The sequence below is a fragment of the Desulfovibrio sp. An276 genome, from assembly GCF_002159665.1.
GTDB lineage: Bacteria > Desulfobacterota > Desulfovibrionia > Desulfovibrionales > Desulfovibrionaceae > Desulfovibrio > Desulfovibrio faecigallinarum.
This window is the reverse complement of record NZ_NFJC01000007.1, coordinates 45,289-66,759: the sequence shown is the minus strand read 5'-3', so window position 1 is coordinate 66,759 and position 21,471 is coordinate 45,289. Positions and strand designations below refer to the sequence as shown.

The 21,471-nt window shown below is 57.8% G+C and carries 20 protein-coding genes; 11 read left to right on the top strand and 9 right to left on the bottom strand.

The window, feature by feature from the left end:
• Positions 1–99: 99 nt before the first annotated feature.
• Both B5F76_RS05105 and B5F76_RS05100 read right to left on the bottom strand, forming a co-directional pair.
• Positions 100–915, bottom strand: a complete 816-nt coding sequence (locus B5F76_RS05105; protein WP_087351948.1) for a DUF4851 domain-containing protein — start codon at positions 913–915, stop codon at positions 100–102.
• A gap of 45 nt (positions 916–960) precedes the next feature.
• Positions 961–1,860, bottom strand: a complete 900-nt coding sequence (locus tag B5F76_RS05100; protein ID WP_087351946.1) for a LarC family nickel insertion protein — start codon at positions 1,858–1,860, stop codon at positions 961–963.
• 498 nt (positions 1,861–2,358) lie between these two features.
• Here B5F76_RS05100 and B5F76_RS05090 point away from each other — a divergent pair, with 498 nt between their 5' ends.
• A complete protein-coding gene (locus tag B5F76_RS05090) occupies positions 2,359–4,680 on the top strand; it encodes an anaerobic ribonucleoside triphosphate reductase (RefSeq protein WP_204218331.1) in 2,322 nt (773 codons plus the stop codon).
• Between the two features lie 89 nt (positions 4,681–4,769).
• On the opposite strand, the gene glf is transcribed toward B5F76_RS05090, so the two are convergent.
• Entirely contained in the window at positions 4,770–5,909 is a 1,140-nt protein-coding gene (gene glf, locus B5F76_RS05085; RefSeq protein WP_087351942.1) for a UDP-galactopyranose mutase, read from the bottom strand.
• A 224-nt stretch (positions 5,910–6,133) separates the two neighbouring features.
• On the opposite strand from glf, the gene B5F76_RS05080 reads away from it, so the two are divergent.
• Entirely contained in the window at positions 6,134–6,901 is a 768-nt protein-coding gene (locus B5F76_RS05080) for a YdcF family protein (protein WP_087351940.1), read from the top strand.
• Between the two features lie 97 nt (positions 6,902–6,998).
• Here B5F76_RS05080 and rnhA read toward each other — a convergent pair whose 3' ends face one another.
• Entirely contained in the window at positions 6,999–7,487 is a 489-nt protein-coding gene (gene rnhA, locus B5F76_RS05075) for a ribonuclease HI (RefSeq protein WP_087351980.1), read from the bottom strand.
• Positions 7,488–7,503: 16 nt separating this feature from the next.
• Positions 7,504–8,322 carry a 16S rRNA (uracil(1498)-N(3))-methyltransferase gene (locus B5F76_RS05070; protein WP_087351938.1) on the bottom strand — a complete coding sequence of 273 codons (819 nt, stop codon included), beginning with the start codon at positions 8,320–8,322 and terminating at the stop codon, positions 7,504–7,506.
• 478 nt (positions 8,323–8,800) lie between these two features.
• Between B5F76_RS05070 and B5F76_RS05060 the strand changes: the two genes are divergently transcribed.
• Positions 8,801–9,514, top strand: coding sequence for an XRE family transcriptional regulator (locus B5F76_RS05060; RefSeq protein WP_087351934.1), 714 nt, complete (start codon positions 8,801–8,803; stop codon positions 9,512–9,514).
• A 92-nt stretch (positions 9,515–9,606) separates the two neighbouring features.
• Here B5F76_RS05060 and B5F76_RS05055 read toward each other — a convergent pair whose 3' ends face one another.
• Positions 9,607–11,502: a hypothetical protein gene (locus B5F76_RS05055; RefSeq protein ID WP_204218329.1), complete on the bottom strand. Its 1,896-nt coding sequence runs from the start codon at positions 11,500–11,502 to the stop codon at positions 9,607–9,609.
• Positions 11,503–11,880: 378 nt separating this feature from the next.
• Here B5F76_RS05055 and B5F76_RS05050 point away from each other — a divergent pair, with 378 nt between their 5' ends.
• The 5 genes from B5F76_RS05050 (at position 11,881) to secG (ending at position 15,858) form a co-directional block, all read left to right on the top strand.
• Positions 11,881–12,957 carry a GAF domain-containing protein gene (locus B5F76_RS05050; RefSeq protein ID WP_087351932.1) on the top strand — a complete coding sequence of 359 codons (1,077 nt, stop codon included), beginning with the start codon at positions 11,881–11,883 and terminating at the stop codon, positions 12,955–12,957.
• 3 nt (positions 12,958–12,960) lie between these two features.
• Positions 12,961–13,989: a rod shape-determining protein gene (mreB, locus tag B5F76_RS05045; RefSeq protein ID WP_087351930.1), complete on the top strand. Its 1,029-nt coding sequence runs from the start codon at positions 12,961–12,963 to the stop codon at positions 13,987–13,989.
• A complete protein-coding gene (gene rimI, locus B5F76_RS05040; RefSeq protein ID WP_162608690.1) occupies positions 13,973–14,482 on the top strand; it encodes a ribosomal protein S18-alanine N-acetyltransferase in 510 nt (169 codons plus the stop codon). The genes mreB and rimI overlap by 17 nt, the downstream gene beginning before the upstream one ends.
• Before the next feature lie 64 nt (positions 14,483–14,546).
• Positions 14,547–15,296, top strand: coding sequence for a triose-phosphate isomerase (gene tpiA, locus B5F76_RS05035; protein ID WP_087351926.1), 750 nt, complete (start codon positions 14,547–14,549; stop codon positions 15,294–15,296).
• A gap of 97 nt (positions 15,297–15,393) precedes the next feature.
• Positions 15,394–15,858: a preprotein translocase subunit SecG gene (secG, locus tag B5F76_RS05030; protein WP_087351924.1), complete on the top strand. Its 465-nt coding sequence runs from the start codon at positions 15,394–15,396 to the stop codon at positions 15,856–15,858.
• Between the two features lie 57 nt (positions 15,859–15,915).
• Here the strand turns inward: secG and B5F76_RS05025 are convergent, their stop codons facing one another.
• Positions 15,916–16,875, bottom strand: coding sequence for a GGDEF domain-containing protein (locus B5F76_RS05025; RefSeq protein ID WP_087351922.1), 960 nt, complete (start codon positions 16,873–16,875; stop codon positions 15,916–15,918).
• Between the two features lie 339 nt (positions 16,876–17,214).
• Here B5F76_RS05025 and B5F76_RS05020 point away from each other — a divergent pair, with 339 nt between their 5' ends.
• Entirely contained in the window at positions 17,215–18,306 is a 1,092-nt protein-coding gene (locus tag B5F76_RS05020; protein ID WP_087351921.1) for a Smr/MutS family protein, read from the top strand.
• Between the two features lie 137 nt (positions 18,307–18,443).
• Here the strand turns inward: B5F76_RS05020 and B5F76_RS05015 are convergent, their stop codons facing one another.
• A complete protein-coding gene (locus B5F76_RS05015; RefSeq protein WP_087351919.1) occupies positions 18,444–19,025 on the bottom strand; it encodes a nitroreductase family protein in 582 nt (193 codons plus the stop codon).
• Positions 19,026–19,375: 350 nt separating this feature from the next.
• On the opposite strand from B5F76_RS05015, the gene trpS reads away from it, so the two are divergent.
• A complete protein-coding gene (gene trpS, locus B5F76_RS05010) occupies positions 19,376–20,431 on the top strand; it encodes a tryptophan--tRNA ligase (protein WP_087351918.1) in 1,056 nt (351 codons plus the stop codon).
• A gap of 12 nt (positions 20,432–20,443) precedes the next feature.
• Entirely contained in the window at positions 20,444–20,956 is a 513-nt protein-coding gene (locus tag B5F76_RS05005) for a YbaK/EbsC family protein (protein WP_087351916.1), read from the top strand.
• 85 nt (positions 20,957–21,041) lie between these two features.
• Here B5F76_RS05005 and B5F76_RS05000 read toward each other — a convergent pair whose 3' ends face one another.
• Positions 21,042–21,464: a DnaJ family domain-containing protein gene (locus tag B5F76_RS05000; RefSeq protein WP_087351914.1), complete on the bottom strand. Its 423-nt coding sequence runs from the start codon at positions 21,462–21,464 to the stop codon at positions 21,042–21,044.
• Positions 21,465–21,471 lie beyond the last annotated feature (7 nt).

The window sequence follows — 21,471 nt, the reverse complement described above, 5'->3', positions numbered from 1 at the left end:
GAAAATCCGGAACGTCCGGAAAAGCCAGGACAAGAAAAAAGCGCCCCGAAAAGGCACTGTGCCTTTTCGGGGCGCCCGAATACCGTATTTTCGAATTTTCTATTCGCCTATGTTGCGCTCCATGACAGGGCCAAGAAGCGCGTCGTTGACGTACTGCCAGCGGATGCTGTCTGCCTTGAGAACCTGGATTCCATCCCTGTACTGGCTGCGCTCCACGCTGATGGCCGAGAGCGCGCGTTCCCTGAAGGCCGCAATCTCGCTGCTGCCCAGGGAGGAGAGGGTGTTGTGAACGAGGGCCATTGCCGCAGTTTCCCTGGCTCCGGCCGCAAGGCCTTCCTGGATGTTGTCCCTGAGGCTCTTGGGCAGGGCTTCCCTGTACTGCAGTACCATCTTGCTCTGGGTTTCCGGATAGATGCCCTCGAAGGTGCGCACAAGCCAGTAGACCGGCTGTCCCTGTTCTCCTGCAGCCTCCCCGGCAAGGCCGGCAAAGGCGTCGCGCTCGGCTGCAAGAAGGTGGGTGTAGGCCGTGTAGGTCTTGCCTGCGAGGATCTCCGGACGCACGTCCACGGCAGTTGCTGGCGGATAGACCGTGGTCCACTGCCAGCCGTCCGGAAGCTCGGCCTGCACTACGACCACTGCCGGTCCCTCGGCACCCTTTGCGAAAAAGGAGGCCCAGGTATCGAGGCGCAGGCCGCCCAGCTGGTTTGCGTTGTAGAGCCTGCCTGTGCCTGCGCCGGAGGTGACAAGGGGGATGTCCCGCACGGCAACCTTCAGGGCAGGCCTGGTCGTGGAAACGTAGGCCGCGTTGTCAGCCGTGATGCCGCGCATCTGGGCTGACTGACAGCCTGTGAATACAAGAAGGCCAAGGGCGAGAACAGGCGCCATGGCCCTTGTCAAAAGACGTTTGCTATGCATGATTTTTTTTCCTCCCGAAAACAGGATCCGGGAAACACTCCCTTTTCAGTAGTCCAGTGCCTGACCGTACGCAAAGAGCGCTCCGTTGGGCGCGTTGGCAAAAACCCTTGTGCCGTAGGCCAGGGCCTTTTTTTGCATGACCATGCGCGGCCAGGGGCCGAATTCGGCTCCGAAGGCCCGCAAAAGGGAAATGGCAGTGGGCGTCACTGTTTCTCCCTCGCCGTTGAAGGGTCTGACCGGAATGTTTTCCAGAAGCTCCAGCACGGCTGGCGCTGGCACAGGCAGGATGCCGTGGGCACAGGTCACTTGGCCGTCGCCCAGGGGCAGGGGGCTTGCCACGAGTCTGTCCACTCCAAGGCGACAGAAGAGCTCGCAGGAAAGGCAGGTGTCCAGGATGCTGTCCAGGGCGCCCACTTCGTGGAAGTGAACCGAGCTTGGGCTTTTGCCGTGCACACTGCCCTCGGCCCTGGCAAGCATTGTAAAGGCGGCAAGGGCGTATTTTTTCGCAGCGTCCTGCATGGAGCTTGCCTCAATGATGGCCTCCACGTCTGCCAGGGTGCGGTGGCTGTGCTGATGGGGCAGGGTTACCTTCGCGTGCAGGCCGCCAATGGCGTTCACCTCCACGCGCTCAAGTGCGAGGCAGCCGGAGAGTTCCGGCATAAGCCCGCCCAGTATGGCCTCGACCTCGTCCATGGAAATGCCGGTAAGGCCGAGCAGACCCGCGAGGAACATGTCCCCGGAAAGACCGGAATGCATGCGTATGGTCAGGATACGCTCGTGTCCTGCGCATTCGTGATGGCCATGCTCGTGGTGGTGTTCGTGAACATGGCCGTGGTCATGATCGTGATGGTGATCATGGTGCCCGCAAGCATGTTCGTGATCGTGTATATGGGTTTCTGACCCTTGTGTCAGGCCGTTTTCCGGCCCTTTTGTCTTGTCTTGCATGGGGTTTTTCCTGCAGGGAATTTTGGGGATTTCCCGAAATTGGGGAGATGGGCTTTGATACCACGGGCAAGTGTGCTTCGCGAGGGGCTTTTGTGGCAAAGATTTGCCCATTCTGCTCAGGGGCAAATGGGGCTCTGCTTCCCGTGAACCCTCTTTTTCGCGGCAAGACTGCCCCAAAAAGCAGGAAAAGACCAGAGCTGCCCAAAACTGCCACATGGGTTCCCTGGGGGTCCCGGGTCCGGTCCTTTTGGGCAGAAAAATTTTTCCTCCCGCCTGTCTTGGGCCACGCGAAAGGCGGTTGAAGCCGGCATCTGGCAAGTGAAAAAAGTCTCTTCCCTGCGTAAGTTGTGTTGCGAGCCTGCGGCCTTCTGGACAGGGGAGGCCCAAAGATTATATTACCCGGGTTCCCGTATGGGGCAAGGCCTGTCCGGCAGGATCCAGTCGGATTTTTTTTCGTTTTTATTTTCAAGGAATTATATTATAATTCAAGGAGTTGTCATGATCCCAAAGTCCATTACGAAACGTGATGGGAAAATGGTTCCCTTTGACCGCGGCAAGATCTGTGCTGCCATTTACGGCGCTGCCCACGATGTGCCGGAGGGCGAGGGCATCATGACGGATCAGGACATCGAACTTGTGACCGACAAGGTGATCGAGCAGCTTGATCCGGACAAGCACGCAGTGACAGTGGAACACGTGCAGGATCTGGTGGAATACACCCTGATTGAGCTCGGCTTTGCGGCCACAGCCAAGGCCTATATCCTCTACCGTGCGGATCATGCCCGCCGCCGCGATGTGCAGGGTGCGCTCATGCGCATCTACGACGCGCTCACCTTCTCCCCTGCCCACGCAGTGGACATGAAGCGCGAGAACGCCAACGTGAACGGCGACAGTTCCATGGGCACCATGCTCAAATACGGCTCCGAGGGAGCCAAGTATTTCTGTAACCACCATGTGCTGCCCGCGGACATTGCCGCTGCCCACGTCTCGGGCGACATCCACATCCACGACGAGGACTTCTATCTGCTTACTGAGACCTGCTGCCAGATCGATCCCCTGAAGCTTTTTGCCAACGGCTTTTCCACCGGCCACGGCCATTTGCGCCCCCCGAAGAACATCATTTCCCGTGCGGCCCTTGCCTGTATCATCATCCAGGCCAACCAGAACGAGATGCACGGCGGCCAGTCCATACCCAACTTCGACTTTGCCATGGCTCCAGGCGTTGCCCAGACCTTCCGCAAGGCCTACACGGACGCCATGACAGCCTGGATCGAGATCGAGGAAGATGCGGATCACGAGAGTGCTGCAAATCTCACTGCCGAGATAGTTGCCCACATAGAGCCTGTGAACATGCTGGCCCTGCCGGATCTCGCAAAGCGCACCTGCATGGCCCTGCAGCTCCTTGCCAAGGAAGGGACCTCCACCATGGATCCCCAAAAGGGCAAGGCCCTGGCCGCCTACGCGGAAAAGACAGCCCTGCGCCGCACTGAGCGCGACACCTACCAGGCCATGGAGGCGCTCATCCACAATCTGAACACCATGAACTCCAGGGCTGGTGCACAGGTTCCCTTCTCCTCCATCAACTACGGCACGGACACAAGCCCGGAAGGCCGCATGGTGACGCGTCAGCTTCTTCTGGCAACTGAAAGCGGCCTTGGCGGCGGTGAGACAGCCATCTTCCCTGTGCAGATCTTCAAGATGAAGAAGGGCGTCAGCTACGATCCAAAGGATCCCAATCACGATCTCTTCAAGCTGGCCATGCGTGTGTCCGCAAAGCGCCTTTTCCCGAATTTCTCCAACCTCGACGCTCCCTTCAACCTTCAGTACTACCGCCCTGGCGACTACAATTCCGAGGTGGCCTACATGGGCTGCCGCACCCGCGTCATGGGCAATGTCTACGATCCCACGCGCGAGGTGACCTGTGGTCGCGGCAATTTGTCCTTTACTTCCGTGAATCTGCCAAGGCTTGCCCTTCTGGCAGAGGGGGATGTGGACAAGTTCTTCGGCCTTCTGGACGACATGATTGATCTTGTCATCCGCCAGCTTCTGCACCGCCTTGCCATCCAGTCCGAGCGCAGGGTGTCCAACTACCCCTTCCTCATGGGCGAGGGAGTATGGATCGACAGCAAGAAACTTGCCTGGGACGAGAAGATAGGCGAGATTCTGAAGCACGGTACCCTGACCGTGGGCTTCATCGGTCTTGCCGAAACCCTCGTGGCCCTCACAGGCAAGCATCACGGCGAAAGCGAGGAGTCCCAGAAGCTTGGCCTGCGCATCGTGGCTCATATGCGCGAGCGCATGGACGAGGAGTCGGCAAGGCAAAAGCTCAACTTCACCCTTATTGCCACTCCTGCGGAAGGCCTTTCCGGCCGTTTCGTGCGCCTGGACAGACAGCGCTTCGGCGTTGTCCCGGGTGTGACGGACAGGGAATACTACACGAACTCCTTCCATGTGCCAGTGTACTATCCCATCAAGGCCTTCAGGAAGATCGACATCGAGGCTCCCTACCACGCCTTCACCAACGCGGGCCACATCACCTACGTGGAGCTTGACGGGGATCCCACGAAGAACCTTCAGGCCTTCGAGACCATTATCTGCTACATGCACGACAAGGGCGTGGGCTACGGCTCCATCAACCACCCTGTGGATCGAGATCCCGTGTGCGGCTACGTTGGCATCATCAACGACGTGTGTCCGCGCTGCGGCCGCCACGAGGGCGAGCCCATCACCGAGGATCAGTATTACGAACTGAAAAGACGCTTTGCCAACGTGCCCATGCCCATCTACGGCAGAAACACGGACGAAGAGGCAGACATCTAGAAAGTTTTTTTGAAAGCAGGCGGGCCCCGCGCATTCCCCTTTTGAGGAGGATGCGCGGGGCCCTTGTCTTCGCAGGATTTGTTTGCTGGCTATTTGCCGAATCTGGGTGCGATTTTTTCCCTGAAGGTTGTGAGCGCGTCGGCAATGGCCTTGTCCATGTCCCAGTAGCGGTAGGCACCAAGGCGGCCTCCGAGGATGAGGTTGGGGTTTTTCGCAGCCTCGGCCTGGTACCTTGCGTAGAGGGCGTTGTTTTTCTCGTCGTTCACGGGATAGTAGGCCTCGTCGCCCCTGTGCCAGGTTCTGGAGTATTCGCGGCAGATGACGGATTTGCTGCTCTGCATGGGAACAGTCCGTTCCGGATGGTAGTGCTTGAATTCGTGGATGCGGGTATAGGGCACGTCCCTGTCTGCGTAGTTCATGACTGCAGTGCCCTGCCAGTCGCGCACGGGCACCACTTCCCACTCGAAACGCAGGCTGCGCCACTCAAGCTCGCCAAACCTGTAGTCGAAGAGCCTGTCCGGCAGGCCCGTGTAGACGACAAGAGTGTCTTTGGGAAGAGAGCCCTGCACGCTTTCGAAGGAGGTTTCGAGTTTCAGGGTGATGCGGGGATTGTCCAGCATGCGCTCGAAGATTTTGAAATAGCCGTCTACCGGGACGCCCTGCCAGGGATCGGAAAAGTAGTTGGCGTTGTAGCTTGTCCTGAAGGGCAGGCGGGTGATGATATTGGCTGGCAGAAGCCTTGGGTCATGTTCCCACTGCTTTTGCGTATAGCCCTGTATGAAGGCCTCGTAGAGGGGCCTGCCTATGAGGGAGATGGCCTTTTCCTCGAGGTTTGCGGGATTGTCGGTGCGATCGCGGGCGATTTCGGCCTGCAAAAAGGCCTCTGCCTCGGAAGGGGTCATGTGCCTGCCGTAGAAGCTCTCGATGGTGGAGAGATTGATGGGCATGGTATAGACTTTGCCCCGACACATGGTGAAGACCTTGTGCTGATAGCCGTTGAAGGCCGAGAAGCGGTTGATGTAGTTCCAGACCTCCTCGCTTGAGGTATGGAAGATGTGCGAACCGTAGCGGTGGCACTCGATGCCAGTTTCCTCGTCCAGGGAAGAATGGCAGTTGCCGCCAATGTGGGCGCGCTCGTCTATGACCGTGACCTCGCAGCCAAGAACGCTTGCCATGCGCTCGGCTATGACTGCGCCCCAGAACCCTGCTCCGACAATGATGGTATGCATACGACCTGTTCCTTGTTTTTTTGTGTCTCTCTTGTGCCCTGCACTATCGGCAGGGTGTTTGTCGCTCTGTCCTGGGAAAGCTCCCAGGTGGCGTGCAGCCTCTTTGCCATGTTGGGCTTCATCTGGCAAGGGGCAAGTCTGGGGCTTGACAGGAGGCGCATCTCCCTGCAGAGGAGGGCCTTGCGGGATTGGTCCCGCAGTATTCTGCCCGGAGGGCACGCGCCATGCTCGAATTCATCAAATTTTGCTACCAGTGGATCCTGCCGCCAGGCCTCGTCATCCTCATCCTTCTTCTGGCAGGGATTTTTTTCCTTGCAAGGCGCAGGAAGGGCTGGGGAGTGTTTTTTGTGGCAGCCCTCCTTTTATGGCTCTGCTCCTTGAGGATTGTGGCAAACCTTGTCTGCGCACCCCTGGAGGAAGCCATCCTTGTGCCGCCCATGGAAGAGGTGGCAGGATGTGATCTCATGGTCATGACGGGTGCAGGTTCCGTGGGCGGCGTGCCGGATATTGGCGGCACTGGCCAGCCAGGGCCCATCATGGCCAAGAGCATGCTCACAGCCTTTCGCCTGCAAAGGGCCACAGGCCTGCCCCTGCTTGTCTCCGGCGGCCAGGTGCGCAGCGAAAACGGCAGCGAGGCGGACATAGCGCTCAGGATATTCGGGCAGATGGGTGTTGCAAAGGACATGCTCATTGCCGAGAATCAAAGCCGCAATACTGCCGAGAACGCGCGCCGAACAAGGGAACTCCTGGAGAAAAGGGGGCTTCGGAAGGTTGTTGTGGTTTCGCCTGCCCTGCATGCGCCAAGGGTACGGCTTCTCTTTGCCAGGGAAGGGCTCGACGTTGTCATGTATCCGAGCCACTATCGCAGATCTCGCGACTGGAATTTTCATCTTCTCATGGACATCATGCCCACTGCGGAAAACCTGAACGATGTCTCTGATGCCCTGCATGAGTACCTGGGCCTTTTGGCCATCAGGCTGGGCCTCTACTAACCGTTTTCCAAAAAAACGTGATCATGAAAGGGGCGGACAGGGTGCCCAGGGGATCTTCCCGGGGATACCTTGTCCGCCCCTTGTCCTGTATCCGCTTTCAGAATCTTGCCTGTTTCGCGTAGCCCATGTCCCGCTCAAGGCCGCCACCGGATGCCACGGCCCTGGCTGTCTCGTCGCAGAGCTCGTTTTCCTCATGGCCCGCATGGCCCTCGATCCATTTGACAGTGACCTTGTGGCGGCGAAGCTCTGTCAGCATCTGGCGCCAGAGATCGTCGTTCAGGCGTACCTTGCCCTTCTTGTCGCGGAAATTGCTCTTTTCCCAGGAGAAGAGCCAGCCCTTGGTGATGCTGTTGGCAACGTACTGGCTGTCGGTCACCACTGTGACCTCGCAGGGCTGATTCAGGGCGCGCAGGCCCATGAGCACAGCCATGATTTCCATGCGATTGTTGGTCGTGCAGTCAAGCCCGCCACTGATGATTTTTTCGTGGTCCGTGCCGTCGAGCCTCAAAAGGGCTGCCCAGCCTCCGGGGCCGCCGGGATTGCTGAGGCAGGAGCCGTCCGTGTAGATGGTTACCTTCTTGGCCATGTTTTGTCTCTGTTCGCTATTGCTGTTTTGGTTCTTGCGCCTGTTCACGCGGCGCGTCCGGCCGTCCCTCCTGCTGCGAGGCCCACCAGTGCAGGCCAAGGCAGAGGGTTGCCGCTGTCTCGCAGCGCAGGATGCGCTGGCCAAAGCTCACGGCCCTGTAGCCAGAGGATGAGAGCAGATCGAGCTCCCTTTGGGAAAAGCCGCCTTCGGGGCCAATGATGTAGATGGTTCTGCCTGGCTGTCCGAGTTCGTTTACGGTCACCATGGGCACATCATGCTGCATCTCCCAGGGGAGAATGTGCTGCTCGAAATCCCTAGCAGCGTCGACCACCTCCGCAAGACCTTTGGAAAAGGCCCTGACATTGGGCAGCCAGGGATTGCTGCTCTGCTTGCAGCCAGCGATCATCTTGGCCTGCCAACTGTCCCTTGCGTCCGCGGGAAGCTTGCCCTGGCTGTGATCTCCCTGCCACAGCCAGACCTCATGGGCTCCGAGCTCCACGGCCTTTTCAAGGAAAAAGCCCCTGCGCACGGCCTTGCTGAAGGCAAGCGCCATGACAGGCAGGGAGGAGGGCCTGGGTACTGCCTGCACGTCCATGAGGGAAAGGATGGCCTTTTTCTTGTCCGTCTGCTCGACCCTGGCCCTTGCCACGTGCCCCATGCCGTCCATGAGGCGCACCTCTGCGCCGGGACCCAGGCGCAGGACGCTGACAAGGTGCTTGCATTCCTGTCCTTCGAGCACAATGTGCGTGCAAGTTTCGGCTGTCTGGTCCCCGGAAGTGCCGGCAGCCGTGTGTGCGGCAAGGTCCGGGGCATAGAAAGTGTGGATTTCGCTCATCTCTCTCTCCTGCAAATTGCCCGAAACGGTTTGACCGTGGTGCAGGGCCTGCTTTTGCTGAAAATCGCAAAAAAGATCAAGGAGGGGATTGGGGCTTGCCCCAGATCCGCCCTAGGGGCAGCCCTGGCGCGGAAATATCATCCTGAAGGGATATTCTGGCACTGAAAGAAAAAATGTGAATATTCGTTCAAAACGTTATTTATGATGTGTTTAAAAAGAAAGATTTGAATGAAAGATTGTTTCGAATTTTCCTTGATGGATATTTGTTTTGTTTTTATGGCATTAAATAATATTAAATACGCCATTTCGAAAATGTAAATGTTTTGTTGCAAAGATTTCTTTTTCTTTCTGTTCTCGTGTCGTGCAGGGAGTGCTGTCAACATGCAATCGAAGGTATTTTGTCGTGAGAAAATATTCGTTTGAATGTTGGACACAATCTCCTGATTGCACAAAACTTTTAACTCCCCAGGAGGGTATCATGAACAATTTTTGTGAACAAATCCTTGACATCCTGAAGAACTATGTTCGCAAGTACCACAACAACAACGTCAGGCAAGCCGCACAGGCACTGGGCCTGAGCGAGCCAACCCTTGCACAGTGGCTGAAGGGAACGCGCTCCCCAAATCTCGAATCCATTGGTCCGGTTCTCGATCGGATTGGCGTGAGCGTTGTCCTGTGCAACACGACTGCAAGGGATGTGCAGCTTGTGCCTGTTTGCACAGACGCAGCTGGCAGAGGCCTTGTACCAGAGGATGGCTGCATAGCCATTCCTCAGCTTGAGGAGTTCTGCAAGCGGGACAGGAACCATGTCTACGGCGACGTGAAGGACTGGTTCTATCTGCGTTGCGACCATCCTGTTGTGCGCACACGCAAGAATCTTGTTGCTGTGCGTATCACAAGGGATGAGCTTGAGCCCGAGTACAACGCAGGCGACATTCTCGTCGTCGATTTGGACGACAGGCAACCAGACAACGCATGCTACATGCTTGTGGCTTCCCCGGATGGCGTGTGCAGTATTCGCCGTGTTTCCCTGCAGGTGACCAGGGACGATACGCGCATAGCCTTCAGCGAAAACGTGGGCAAGCGCTTTCCCGAGAGCTTCAGTCTCAGGAAGAACTACGGGAACGTCTGGGAGCGAGCCGTTGTGGGGAAGGTCGTGGCAGCCTTCGCCTGCGGGCAAAGGTCTCTTTAGGCCTGACAGGATCTTAGGTGCGTAAGCTCTGACGATCCCTTGCGAAAAGGGCGGGATTCTCAGGTTTTTCCTGGAATCCCGCCCGAAAGTGTCTATGTGGCCGACTGTCCCGCCTGGGCCTTTGGGGGAGTGGCTTGCGCTCCTGCCGGTATGGCCTGCACCACAGGCTGTCCCAGGTTGTCCCACAAGAGGGGCTTCACCACAGTGTCCGTTGCGCTGCTTGGCAGGGGGGCTTCCTGTGGGCGTTCCTTGACCTGTTTGGGACTCGGTGTCGCCTTTGGGGGCTGCCAGTTCTTGCGGTTGCGCAGCATCTTCTTGAGATCGTCCGTGGCGGAGACCAGGGCGCCGTAGCCCTTGCGGATCTCAAGGGCGTTTTTCGAGGGTGTTCTGCCATCCTGATGCTGGATGTAGCGGCGGATAAGGTATCTGTCGCTCGTGATGCGCTCGAGACAGGCGATGACGTTTTCCACTATGTCCGGGAAGAAGTGCACGAGCTCGAACTTCAGATTTGTCACTGCCTCCAGGGCCAGCTGTATCATCTGCCTGTAGGTGATGCGATCTCCGTGGAAGGTGCGCGTCCTCAGTTCCTCGAGAAGGCGCACACGCCTTGCCTGCTGGATGTAGCCAAGGCGCGAGCAGACCTCGATGTGCAGTTCGCGCAGATTCCCGAACTCCTCGTCCTTCTCCGGGGAGAAGAGGTAGCCCGTGAGCACGCGGTTGATCTTGGCAAAAAACTCCTCGCTGTAGTCTATCATGCGGCGCTGGTTCTTGGTGAGCCAGTAGTAGAGCACCTTGAGGCGCTTTTCGTCCGATTCCGTGGATTCGATAATCTCGGTTCTCTTGTAGACCACATGGCCCGTGTACTCGCCGTGCACGATGTCGTTCAGGCGCAGGTACATGTTGGTGGCGTCGCGGATGATGTTGAGCCCCTTGAGCACCTGTCCTGTGAGGGGATGGATGATCTCCTGGGATGCCACGGAGAGAGCCCTGTCCTGGCGGATGTTGGCCTGATCGTAGCGATGCTGCCTGTAGGTCACGCGCAGGATGATGACGCGGTTTTCCTGATCCAGGAAAAAGCCCTTGCTGGCAATGGCCTGGATGGCATCTTCCTGATCTGCGTCCACGGCTATGAGGGCAATCTTTTCCACCTTTGGGAAATGGTGAGAGCCCTCCTGGCTTGTGTAGGTGGTGATGGTCCTGTCCGTTTGTCCGAGCACACGCAGCATGAATCGCTCGTTTGTAAGCGTGAGCTTGCGTGCGAACATGGCAGCCGAGGTCCTGCGTTCGCTCACAATGGGAAAGCCGTAGAGTTCCATGAGGAACTGGTAGACAAACTGCCTGTTGCGCGCGTAGCGCTCGTCGTCGTTGCGGGTAAACTTTCCTATGCTCAGTCCAAAGCGCTTCAGGACAGAGTCTATGTCATTGGGGAAGGAGGCGAAGATGCCGGCCAGGACAAAGTTGTCTGCCGGATCGCGGGACAAAACGTGGGCCCTGTCCATATTGAGCAGATAGGGCATGAGCGCAGGGTAGTTGCGAATGTCCGTCAGATCCTTTTTTGCAAACTGCTGTCTGAACACGTCCTGATGCACACGTGGCAGGCGCGAGAGAAAGGTTTGCATGTTGCGGGCAAGGACCTGCTTTTCCAGAAGACAGGCGTTGGGCGAGACAGCTGTGGAGTGCAGGATATCGTACTGGAAGCGTTCCCTGAAAAAGGAAAGCTTCCTGTCGATGGCGAGCATCGAGAATCCCGGCAGCTCCTTGTATTCGAACATGGCGTTATCGAAGGAGGGCAGAAGCTCGCGTGGCTCGACCAGGGGATAGTTGGCAAGGTTCTGGTAGGGACGCACAAGACACATGCGAATGTGCACGGCGTCAAGAAAGGCCTTGAGGTCTTCAAGGCTTTCCATGCCGTAGCCATCGGCAAGGCCGAATCCCCCGGCCTCCCAGGGCATGCCGTTTTGCGAAAGTGTATCCTGCCAGCGTATCATTTCCCTGCCCCAATCCTTCTCCTGTTGTTGATGTGAATGCCAATGTGAAAAAATTGCCCTGCGGATCGTGTCACAAAACGTTTTCGGGAAAAAATCCTGTCCGTCCCGGACCCGTATGGAAATAGTCCAAATTATATAGGTCCGCAGGTGAAAAAGGCAAGGGTTGTGGTTCAGATTTTTGTACGTGCCGCGACATGTCTGGTATGGGAATTGCTGCTTTTTTTCGGGCGAATTGTGCTTGCAGGGCGCCCATGGCTCTGCTAGACTCGCACGAGCAGGTTGGTACGCGTGTGTCCGCGATTTCTTTCGGCTCCGGGAACCTTGTATTTCCGCGATCCGCTCCTGTTTTCCCCGCCACACAAACTGGAAACTTGCCGCATGAACATACAGATTTCCACTTCCGAACAGCAGATGCTGTCGCTCATTTGCAACGTCTTTGACGCCTATACGGTCACGCTCTTTCTGCCTGCCGGGGCAGACGGGACAGGCGGGGACGCGTCCGAGGAGGAAGGCTACGTCCTTGCCGCCTGGTTCAGCCTGGGCGACAACGTTGTCGCAGAGACACGCATCCGCAACGGACAGGGCCTGGTCGGCTGGATAGTGGACAAGAAGAAGTTCATAGAGATCCCTGCCTTCGATCAGCACGAAGGCGGCCTGCTCTACTACGGCCCAGAGGGCGATCAGTCCATCAAGGCCTTCATGGGCTGTCCCCTGCCGTCAGGCGGTGCCCTGTGCGTGGACACAAAGCGCCAGTACGGCTTTACGGAAAAGGAGCACAGGCATTTGCAGATGTTCGCCACCATTCTGGACGGCGTGCACACCCAGAGCTCCTTTGACAGATCCATAAGCGAAATCCCCCTCTATTTTTCCAAGCTTCGCGCCATAACCGAACTTGTGAGCGGCTACAAGCGCTGGGATGTCTTCATTTCCGGATTTCTGAACTGCGTTGCTGCCGCGACAGGCTTCGACTACTGCGCCTTTGCCAGCGTGGAGGTTCCGGGCGAGTCCTACTGCATAGCTGCCGAAAACCAGCCTGTGCTTGTGCACAACGGCGAGCCCTTCTTCCAGTCCATTTCCTACGGCCTTGCCGGCTGGGTCTTCCGCAACGGCCAGGACGTGGTCCAGGACGGCGAGGAGGGCAGGACAGTAGCACTGTTCGGCACAAGCGAGAACCTGCCTGCCTTTACTTCCGTGGCCTGCCTGCCTGTCTTCATAAACCGTTCCCCCAGGGCCTGCCTCTGCCTTGGCCATACCCAGCCCCATGTGGTGAGCACAAGCATGCGCGCCTTCCTGCGCGAGGCCGTGACCCTTCTTTCCATGCACGCGGAGATTCTCTATCTGCGCAACAGGCTGCGCTCCTTCATGCAAAGCGCCACTGTCTACCACAGCGGACCGCGCAGCCACGACCCGGACAGGGATCCCTACCAGCCTGTGAACACCAGCGCGGACGAATAGACAATGCGTTTGCTGCAGCGTCTTCTCCAGTACTTTTCCCGGGACATTGCCATGGATCTCGGGACTGCCAACACTCTTCTCTACACAAGGCGCGACGGCATAGTGGTCAACGAACCATCGGTGGTGGACATCGACACCCGCACGGGCGCTGTCATCTCGGTGGGTGCCAGGGCCAAGATATCCCGCGGTCGTACACCGGATCGCATACGCAATGTGCGCCCCCTGCGCGACGGCGTCATTGCCGACTTCGACGTGACCTCGCAGATGATAGTGTACTTCATCCGCAAGGCCATTGGTGTCTCGCGCCTTTTCAGACCGTCCATGGTCATTGGCGTGCCTGCCTGTATCACCCAGGTGGAGAAGAAGGCGGTCATTGACGCAGCCCATCTGGCAGGCGCAGGCCAGGTTTTGCTCGTTGACGAACCCATGGCTGCGGCCATAGGGGCGGATCTTCCCATAGCCGAACCCAGGGGCACAATGCTTCTCGACGTGGGCGGAGGCACGAGCGAGGTGGTGGTTATCACAATGTCTGCCATTGCCGTTTCCCAGTCCCTGCGCATGGCAGGCGACGCCATGAACGAGGCCATACAGGCTGCCCTGCGCCACGAGTACCGCCTTGAGGTTGGGGAAAACACGGCCGAGAGCCTCAAGATAGGCACAGGATCCGCCTGCGAGGTGCCCAATCTTTCTCCCATGCATGTTTCCGGCAAGGATCTTGCCATGGGCCGCCCCCTCACGGTGGAGGTCAGTCCCGAATTCGTGCGCCAGGCCCTGAGGCCCACGGTCGAGGCCATAGGGCTTGCAGTCATGAAGACCCTGGAGCGCACGCCACCGGCCCTGGCTGCGGACATTTACGACACAGGGATAACCCTTGCCGGCGGTGGCTCGCTTCTGCGCGGCCTGGACAGGTATCTGGCAGACTGCACGGGCCTTGAGGTGCGTCTCGACAGCGATCCCCTGACAACCATACTGCGCGGGGCAGCCAGGGCCATGCTCGACAGGAAGGCCTATGCCGATGTGTTCATCAACTAGCGAAGGATGCACGGGCATTGTCCTGCGCCGCTTGCTGCCCGCAGACGCAGGCCTTGTGTCTGCACTCGAGAAAAGGACCTTTCCCACGTTCTGGACAGAGGAACAGTATGCGCGAAAGCTGGGCCTTGGCCTTGAAGGCCTGGGTGGCACTGTCGGTTTCGGGGCCTTTGCGGGCAGTGAGGAAGAGTGCTTTTTGGTGGGCTATGTTGCGCTTGGCTGCGCTGCAGGCGAATGCGAGGTGGAGAACATAGCAGTGGATAAGGCCTTCAGGGGCAGGGGAATAGCCACAGCCCTTCTTCGGCATGCCTTGCAAGAGGTCCGCAAAATGCATACCATGGTTTGCTATCTGGAGGTTGCTGTAGGCAATGCTCCGGCCCGCGCCCTGTATGCCGGGGCCGGCTTCAGACAGACAGGCCTGCGCAGGAAGTACTACCGGGAAACCGGCGAGGACGCCCTGGTCATGATGCTGGAATTCCAACACTGGAACTCTTGATGAAAGGAGTCCGGTTCACCGCAATTGGCAAGGCATGTGCCTTTCGCCAAGGAGTAATGAACGTATGAAAACCATTATCGCTGCCAACTGGAAAATGAACAAGACGCGTCCTCAGGCTGAGGCAGTTGCCGGCGACGTGGCCGCTTCCCTGAAGGAAAGCCCGGCTGCGGGAAGGGACGTCATCATCTTCCCCCCGGCAACCTGCCTTGATTGCGTGTCCGCTGTTGCCCAGGGTGCCTTCGAGACCGGCATCCAGAACCTCTATCCCGCGGAGGAGGGGGCATTCACAGGCGAGATTGCTCCTGCCATGGTCCACGACGCAGGCGGCACATGGGCGCTTGTGGGGCATTCCGAGCGCCGTCACATCTTCAAGGAAGCAGACGATTTCATCTCCACCAAGGTAAACTTTGCCCTGGCTCATGACCTCAAGGTCATGCTCTGCGTGGGCGAGACCCTGGAAGAGCGCGAGGCGGACCAGCTGCGCACTGTGCTCTTGCGCCAGATCACAAGCGGCCTTTCCGGCCAGGCTGCGGGAACCGTTGATCGCATAGCCATTGCCTACGAGCCCGTGTGGGCCATTGGCACAGGCAAGACGGCAGGACCAAGGGAAATACTCGAGGCCCATGAAATCATCCGCGACATCCTGCGCATTGTCTTCACGAGCGGCGATGAGGTGCCGATTCTCTACGGTGGTTCCGTCAAGCCTGCCAACGCCGCAGACATCCTGGCCCTTGACAATGTCAATGGTCTTTTGGTAGGAGGCGCTTCCTTGGAGGCCAAGTCTTTCCTCGACATCGTGCGTGCGGGCCTCTAGCAGGACAGGAACAAAATCTTTCTGTCTTTTTTTCTGTTTTCCCCTTCAACTGACTTCCCCTGGAAGAGCAAATAGATACGCCGGAGGCTTTGGTACCGTGGAGTCGCTCATCTTGGTTCTGCATATTGTTGTCTGTGTCCTGTTGGTCATACTTGTCCTGTTGCAGTCGGGCAAGGAGGGCATGGGCGTCATCTTCGGCGGAGGCAATACCTCCGTGTTCGGCAGCACTGGTGCTGGCGGTCTTTTGGCCAAGCTGACGGCCTTCGTGGCAGTCATTTTCGTGGGCACATCCCTGGCCTACACCTACACCACGAGCGAACACGTGACGGATGAATCCGCTGTCCTGAACGTGCGCATCGAGGAGCCCGCTCCGGCCATGCCCGCAAGCCCGGTTCCCGCAACCAACGAGCTCATCCCCACGGCTCCCGTGCCGCAGACAGAAGTGACCGAGCCCAAGGCTTCCGCTTCCGAGAGTGCTGCGGCTGCCACAGAGCCCAAGGCGGCTTCCGAAGCCCAAAAGCCTGCAGCTCCGGCCACAGACAAGCCCGCAGCAGCCCATTAGACAATACCCCGCAGGGGACAATATACAGTGCCGCAGTTTACGCTGTGGCACTTTTTTTTACCCCCGGCGTTTTCTGCGATCGTGTTCCCTTTGCGTGTAGAAGTTGCGCTTGTTCTCGTACATGTCGTTGTCCGCTTCGTTGAGCTGAGCATCAAAGTCGGGCACATCGCGCCAGGAAATGCCTATGGAAATGCTGTCGCCAGACTCCTCGATACCTGTGCGCAAAAGTTCGAGGGCAGCGCGAAAGCCTTCCTCGCTGCCATATTTTTCCACAACCACAAACTCGTCTCCGCCAACGCGGAAGCACTTGTTCTCGAAACGCTCCCTGATGCGAGAGGATACGCGGACAATGAGCTTGTCTCCAGTCTCGTGGCCAAACCTGTCGTTCACTTCCTTCAGGCCGTTGATATCCAGAACAGCCAGGCCAAGGGGCCCCGGATATTCGTCCTTTCGGATCCTGTTGAACTTGTTCCTGTTGTACATGCCAGTCAGAAGATCCTCATACCCAAGCTTCTCCAGCTGCACGGCCTGGCGATTGAGCTGTTCCAGCATGTATTTGCGGGTCTCGTTGGAGACAGCAGTGGGAAAGCCCACGTCCTCTACCGTCATTTCCGTGTAGGGATTGGAAATGTGCAGGTGGCAGCATTTCGGCACGCCTTCTTCCCAGCGCACAACGGTCGTGATGCGCTGATGCACGCGAAGGTAGATATTGGTGCTCGGATCCGTGAAGATGTAGAGCATGCCTGTGCACACATAGACGTCTTCGGCAACCCTGATGACGTCATAATGCTCGTCCGTGATGTGACAGAGCGGCACCTTGCCGGCAAATTGCCTGAACATGTCCACGATCTTCTCGTAGCCGACAAGGTATTCCTGCTCGGCAGCGCCAAACCAGCTCATGGTGCGCGAAAAGCAGGGGATTATGGCCTCCACGTTGTTTTCGCAATAGTGGCGGTGCAAGATGTTGCTTGTGAGGTCCTTGACCGCCTGTATTCTCTGTTCTTCCTTGTTCGGCATGCAAAACCTGATTGAACCGGAAAAGTGAAAAATTCAAGGAGGATGGTCGCGCACAGGGGCTGTTTTTCTGCCTGCCCACACAGCGTGAAGTCCGGGTATATGTTGCCACGAGACAGGATAGGGGATTCCATTGATCAGAGTACCTTTTGCACAAAATCGTGTAAAGGAAAAAATTCTTTTTGCAGGAAGGACACTGCCATGCCTTGATGGCAGGATCAATGTGCCTCTTCCCGTCCCTGCAAGCCATGCCCCCATTCCACTGCTTGCAGGCGCCCGGCTTTGGACGTACCCTTTTGCCGGAATGAAAAAACGCCACTGGCGCGTGCAGGAGATATGGTCATGTCCGACACAAAATTCGACGATCACCTTTTTGCCAACAATCCCTTCAGGGACAATCTGCGCTCCCTGAAGAAATCCGGGCTTGCCCAGCAGGGAAGCAGCGGCAGGGACGCCATGCTGAAGGCAAAGGAGCTGAAACGGCGCAAAAAGCACGGGGATCCGGCCTTTGATGCGGAGTGCGACATCTTTTTGCAGGCCATGGAAGGCATGACTGTGGTACACAAGGACAAGGCTGAGGACGATGCCTTCTTTGTAGAGCAGATGAGCCAGGGCCTTGCGGAAGGCAGAAGAAAGGCTGCCACAAGGGACGACAGGGCAGTGACGAAGGCTCAGGCCAAACCTGCGCCCCAAAAGTCCAGGGAACAGAATCGGGCCCAGGTCAGCGCAGGGAAGAGCGGGGGCGAAACCCGGAAGCAGGTTGTGCGCGACAGCAGGGCTGCCAGCCTGTCTGCCGGCACGCCCGCTTCTCCAAAGGCGGACATGAGTGCGGATATGAGCATGGAGGAACTCCTGCAGCAGGGCATGCATGCGGACGAGTTTGCAAAGGCCATGGCAGGCGTCACCCCCCTGACCAAGGCCGGCAGGGACGTTGTGCCCCCTGTCGAACCCAAGCCCTTTGCCGGAACGTCGGGCAATGCCCTGCAGGACTTCATGGATGGCAAGCTCGAATTTGCCATCTCCTTCACGGACGAATACATGGAGGGCTTTGTGGTGGGGCTTGATCCTGTCATGATGCAGAAGCTGCGCCAGGGAAGCTTCAGCCCCGAGGCCCACGTAGACCTGCACGGTCTGAACACGCAGCAGGCCTTCGAGACCCTGCGGGGATTTTTCAAGGGCTCGTGGTACAGGGGCCTGCGCTGCGTCATCGTGGTCTGCGGCAGGGGCAAGAATTCGCCGGACGGCATAGGTATCTTGCGGGAAAAGCTGCAGCTGTGGTTTACCCAGGAGCCCTTCAAGAGGGTTATCCTCGCCTTTTGTACTGCAAAGTCCCATGACGGTGGAGCCGGCGCAGTCTACGTCTTGATGCGCAAGTACAAGAAAAAGGGGCACATAGCCTGGGAGCGCATGCCTGCAGACGAGGATTTGCTCTAGGGGCATCCCTGTTTGGGACAGGAAAAATGGCAGTGTCTGCGGGACGGACACTGCCATTTTTCTGAAGGTGGAAGCCCAGCGGGCCTTTGCCTGAACATGCGGGAAAAGTGCTTGTCCCCGCACACGCTCAATGCCGATTACTTTTTGATCAGGACAAGGGTTTCCAGGGGGAGCTTTGGCACATGATGCACGCCCTTGTCGTCGCGCCAGTAGGCAAGATCCTCGGGACCCTTGGCAGTGTCTGCCACGCGCACTTCCTTTTGCAGACCAAGGGCAACCACAAGCAGGGGCTCCATGGTATCCGGGATGTCCAGAGCCTTCGCCACAGCGTCGTGGTTGAAGGAAAGCAGGATGCAGGAGCCAATATCCCTGGTCTGGGCTGCGAGCTGCATGGTCTGGGCTGCTATGCCGGCATCAATGCCGTTCAGCTGCGCGCGCTTGCCCCTTTCCCCCACGATCACGATGTAGCCCGTGGGGCGCTCGCCCTCTGCGGGGCCGTCCCAGTCCTTGAACAGGGCTGCCCACTTGAGAGCCGGATACACGGCCTTGCAGGCCTCGGCGGATTCGGCCAGCGCAAAGCGTAAAGCCTGGGCATTGCCTGCGCAGGAGGCAAGCCTCGCGCATTCCACAAGCCAGGTCAGGGTGCCTTCGGGAAGCCCTTCGGCCTGCCTGAATTTGCGGCAGGTACGGGTGGCACGCACAAGTTCAAGAAAATCCATGGCAATTCTCCTGTATGTTCGCTTGGGGTTTGGGACGGGATGCCCCAAACCATTGAACCCCAATTTCGGACCTTCGTCAAAGATTTTCGCAAAAAGAACTGTCCCTGTGTTGTCATGTGCCGGACAGAACAAAAAGAATCTTTGATTTCAGTAAGTTGCGCAACGAACATCTTGACAGTGCAAACACACTCATGTATTCAATTCAATTGCGTTTTTTTAGGGGGAGACCTTTTCCAGTGTGGAAACAGGGACATGCCCCCAAGGGACGCCAACCTTACAACACTGTAACAAGAAAACTGCAAGGCGGATGCCGGTCATTCGGATAGTCCGACCAACGCAAGGGGCATGACATGTCAAAGATTATACTGACTGGAGACAGACCCACAGGACGACTGCATGTGGGCCATTACGTGGGCTCGCTCAAGGAACGCGTTGCCCTGCAAAACAGCGGCGAGTTCGACAAGGTCTTCATCATGATTGCCGATGCCCAGGCGCTGACGGACAATGCGGAGCATCCGGAGAAGGTCAAGAACAACCTCTTGCAGGTGGCCATGGACTACCTTTCCGTGGGCATTGATCCGGCCAAAACCACCATTTTCATCCAGTCCTGCATCCCTCAGCTGCACGAGCTCACAATGTACTACATGAACCTCGTGACAGTGGCCCGCGTGCAGCGCAACCCCACGGTCAAGTCCGAGATCGCCATGCGCGGCTTTGACGCCAGCGTGCCCGTTGGTTTCTTCTGCTATCCCATCAGCCAGGCTGCGGACATCACGGCCTTCAGGGCAACGGCAGTGCCCGCTGGCGAAGATCAGGCGCCCATGATCGAACAGTGCCGCGAGATCGTGCAGAAATTCAACGCCACCTATGGCGAGACCCTGACCATGCCGGAAATCGTCCTGCCCAGCAACGCGGCCTGCCTGCGCCTGCCCGGAACGGACGGCAAGGCCAAGATGAGCAAATCCCTCGGCAACTGCATCTATCTCTCAGAGGAACCCAAGGACATCCAGACCAAGGTCATGTCCATGTATACGGACCCCAACCATCTGCGTGTGTCCGACCCCGGCCAGATCGAGGGCAACACTGTCTTCCTCTATCTCGACGCCTTCTCCAGACCCGAGCATTTTGCGGAATTCCTCCCGGACTACGAAAATTTGGATGCCCTGAAGGATCACTACCGCAGGGGCGGCCTTGGCGACGTCAAGGTCAAGAAGTTCCTGAACAACGTCCTGCAGGCAGAGCTTGCGCCCATTCGCGAGAAGAGAAAGTACTGGGAGGCAAGGCCCGCGGACGTGCTCGATATCCTGAAGGCAGGCACGGCAGTGGCAGAAGAGGCCGCAGCCTCCACCCTGCACGATGTGCGCAGGGCCATGCAGATAGACTACTTCGAGAGCCTTTTGAAGTAGCAAGTGCCCGCTATGAATCTCGAGGAGCGCATATCAGGCCTTTTGCACGAGCTTGGCATACACTACGATATGCTGGAGCACAGGGCTGTGTACACCGTGGCAGAGGCAAGGGCCTGCGGCATTCACGAATTTGCGGGCAAAAGCTGCAAGAACCTCTTTTTGCGCAGCGGAAGCCCTGCCAGGAAGGAGTACTACCTTGTGCTCGTCCCGGACACGAAGAGGGTGGATCTGAAGGCCCTGACCCATGTGCTTGGTGCGAGCGCTAGGCTCAATTTCGCAAAGGAAGACGAGCTCATGGAAAGACTCTCGCTGCACCCGGGAGCAGTCACTCCGCTTGCCATCGTCGCGGACGGGGAGGGCTGTGTGGAACTTGTGGTGGACAGTGAACTTTCCGGAGAGATTGTTCAGGCTCACCCGGGGGTGAACACCAGGACCCTGGCCCTTGCCCTGGACGACGTTCTCCTCATGGCAAGGCACACGGGACACAGGGCGCGCCTTGTGGATATTCCGGGAACGGAAGAATAGAAAATCACGAGGCCCCTTCAGGGGCTGAAAGGCACAAACGGGACAGATTCCATATGGAGCCTGTCCCGTTTTGCAAATCTGTGGACTATTTCGTACCCATGCCTTTCCTGAACTGCGCGATCTTGTCCAGGATTTTGTCCAGATAGGCGTCTTCGTCCGCGTGCAGGGCTATGTTTCTTCCAGTGCGCAGCCTGGCATGCAGGATCAATGCCTCAAGCCTGCGCATGCCTGTGACCTTCGTGTGCTCGTCGCAGTCCTTTTCAAGCATGTCCGCGAGGTTTGAAATTTCCTTGCGCTCCTGTACTTCCCTGGGAACCATGCCCGCATTCTTGAGGACATGGTAGGCCATGCGCAGTTCCTCGGGAATGCCGCTCTCGTCCTCAAGGTGCAATGGCCCCCCCTTGCCGGGCAGATCGTCAAAGACTCCGTCGCGCTGGGCTTCGCGAATGCGTTCCTCGGCAATGCTTTGCAGAACCGAAAAGGCGTTGGCGCTGTATTCTGTTGGCATGGACTTC

Bases quoted from the DNA above. Each gene is read 5' to 3' on its own strand.
- mreB (WP_087351930.1), top strand. From the start codon at position 12,961: ATGCGTTTGCTGCAGCGTCTTCTCCAGTACTTTTCCCGGGACATTGCC.
- B5F76_RS05050 (WP_087351932.1), top strand. From the start codon at position 11,881: ATGAACATACAGATTTCCACTTCCGAACAGCAGATGCTGTCGCTCATT.
- glf (WP_087351942.1), bottom strand. From the start codon at position 5,909: ATGCATACCATCATTGTCGGAGCAGGGTTCTGGGGCGCAGTCATAGCC.
- trpS (WP_087351918.1), top strand. From the start codon at position 19,376: ATGTCAAAGATTATACTGACTGGAGACAGACCCACAGGACGACTGCAT.
- B5F76_RS05020 (WP_087351921.1), top strand. From the start codon at position 17,215: ATGTCCGACACAAAATTCGACGATCACCTTTTTGCCAACAATCCCTTC.
- B5F76_RS05080 (WP_087351940.1), top strand. From the start codon at position 6,134: ATGCTCGAATTCATCAAATTTTGCTACCAGTGGATCCTGCCGCCAGGC.
- B5F76_RS05070 (WP_087351938.1), bottom strand. From the start codon at position 8,322: ATGAGCGAAATCCACACTTTCTATGCCCCGGACCTTGCCGCACACACG.
- B5F76_RS05060 (WP_087351934.1), top strand. From the start codon at position 8,801: ATGAACAATTTTTGTGAACAAATCCTTGACATCCTGAAGAACTATGTT.
- B5F76_RS05015 (WP_087351919.1), bottom strand. From the start codon at position 19,025: ATGGATTTTCTTGAACTTGTGCGTGCCACCCGTACCTGCCGCAAATTC.
- B5F76_RS05005 (WP_087351916.1), top strand. From the start codon at position 20,444: ATGAATCTCGAGGAGCGCATATCAGGCCTTTTGCACGAGCTTGGCATA.
- rnhA (WP_087351980.1), bottom strand. From the start codon at position 7,487: ATGGCCAAGAAGGTAACCATCTACACGGACGGCTCCTGCCTCAGCAAT.
- B5F76_RS05105 (WP_087351948.1), bottom strand. From the start codon at position 915: ATGCATAGCAAACGTCTTTTGACAAGGGCCATGGCGCCTGTTCTCGCC.
- B5F76_RS05025 (WP_087351922.1), bottom strand. From the start codon at position 16,875: ATGCCGAACAAGGAAGAACAGAGAATACAGGCGGTCAAGGACCTCACA.
- tpiA (WP_087351926.1), top strand. From the start codon at position 14,547: ATGAAAACCATTATCGCTGCCAACTGGAAAATGAACAAGACGCGTCCT.
- B5F76_RS05055 (WP_204218329.1), bottom strand. From the start codon at position 11,502: ATGATACGCTGGCAGGATACACTTTCGCAAAACGGCATGCCCTGGGAG.
- B5F76_RS05100 (WP_087351946.1), bottom strand. From the start codon at position 1,860: ATGCAAGACAAGACAAAAGGGCCGGAAAACGGCCTGACACAAGGGTCA.
- rimI (WP_162608690.1), top strand. From the start codon at position 13,973: ATGTGTTCATCAACTAGCGAAGGATGCACGGGCATTGTCCTGCGCCGC.
- B5F76_RS05090 (WP_204218331.1), top strand. From the start codon at position 2,359: ATGATCCCAAAGTCCATTACGAAACGTGATGGGAAAATGGTTCCCTTT.
- B5F76_RS05000 (WP_087351914.1), bottom strand. From the start codon at position 21,464: ATGCCAACAGAATACAGCGCCAACGCCTTTTCGGTTCTGCAAAGCATT.